We start from the raw sequence: 440 nt of genomic DNA, 5'->3' as shown, positions 1-440 counted from the left end.
TGAGCGTCCAAAACTTGCAAAGTATAATCTGGAAATGCGTCAGAGTATTGCCGATGTGTTGGAGCTAGATATTACTCAAATCAGCATCAAAGCAACCACGACAGAAAAGCTCGGCTTTACAGGCCGCCAAGAAGGAATCCTCTCAACGGCCACTGTTTTAATCACCCATCAAGTAAATTGATTTGGATCGATCAAAGATTGTTGTAAATCTTGAGTTGCCATACGACCTTGAAGTTGTAGGGCAACACTATGCATCAGTCCCGTCCACGTTTCATTTGGTTCCCAAATTTGATGCAATATCTCTTGTGCAGAGCCGATATCCATTCCCATAAAATATTGGCGATACAGTGCCATTAAGCAACTGACACGATAATTTTTTGCGCAATGTATCCAGACAATTTCACTGGAAACCAGATGGTCGATTAAATCTAGAACCAATA

1 protein-coding gene and 1 pseudogene are annotated in these 440 nt (G+C 41.4%); one reads left to right on the top strand and one right to left on the bottom strand.

Translation table 11 applies throughout. The features are described 5' to 3' along the window. On the top strand, positions 1 to 181 hold a 181-nt coding region (locus GBI66_RS19285; protein ID WP_171494350.1), incomplete at its 5' end, for a 2-C-methyl-D-erythritol 2,4-cyclodiphosphate synthase. Here GBI66_RS19285 and GBI66_RS19280 read toward each other — a convergent pair. Next, positions 169 to 440: pseudogene (locus GBI66_RS19280) on the bottom strand (hypothetical protein); the annotation flags it as partial. The gene GBI66_RS19285 and the pseudogene GBI66_RS19280 sit on opposite strands and share 13 nt — an antisense overlap.

This window comes from Acinetobacter sp. TUM15071 (genome assembly GCF_008980925.1).
GTDB lineage: Bacteria > Pseudomonadota > Gammaproteobacteria > Pseudomonadales > Moraxellaceae > Acinetobacter > Acinetobacter dispersus.
The sequence above is the reverse complement of the archived record's forward strand: the minus strand, read 5'-3'. Positions and strand labels throughout refer to the sequence as shown.